Consider the following 596-nt stretch of genomic DNA (forward strand, 5'->3'; position numbering starts at 1 on the left):
CCCGTATGTGGAGGAAGCCGAGTCTTCCTTCGCGGGTGATATATCGACACACTGTTGGGTCCTGAAAGAACAGACGTTCTTTCCAGGCAAAAAATACGATCCGCTCGGATCTTCGGTTAGTACCGCAGAGCTTGCTCTGGCCGGCTTCGAGTCAAGTCTGAGTGGGTGTGTTGTTTGAGAACTGCACAGTGGACGCGAGCATCTTTGTTAGTAAGTGTGTAAGAGCGTACGGTGGATGCCTTGGCACCAGGAGCCGATGAAGGACGTAGGAGGCTGCGATAAGCCTCGGGGAGCTGTCAACCGAGCTGAGATCCGAGGATGTCCGAATGGGGAAACCCAGCACGAGTGATGTCGTGTTACCCGCGCCTGAATGTATAGGGCGTGTGGAGGGAACGTGGGGAAGTGAAACATCTCAGTACCCACAGGAAGAGAAAACAATAGTGATTCCGTGAGTAGTGGCGAGCGAAAGCGGAAGAGGCTAAACCAGTCAGATGTGATAGACGGCAGTCGTTGTCTGGCTGGGGTTGTGGGATCATTCTTCTTGCTTCTGCCGAAGTGAGCACAAGTCAGAAACCGTTGTGTTAGCTGAATTGGTC

Annotated in this window: 1 rRNA gene; it reads left to right on the forward strand. The window is 53.0% G+C overall.

Annotation, left to right across the window (positions count from 1 at the left end):
* Positions 1-208: 208 nt before the first annotated feature.
* Positions 209-596 (forward strand): 23S ribosomal RNA (locus RJ05_RS05530); the annotation flags it as partial.

Origin of the sequence: Nocardia cyriacigeorgica NBRC 100375 (assembly GCF_000308555.1) — a bacterium.
Taxonomy (GTDB): Bacteria; Actinomycetota; Actinomycetes; order Mycobacteriales; family Mycobacteriaceae; genus Nocardia; species Nocardia cyriacigeorgica.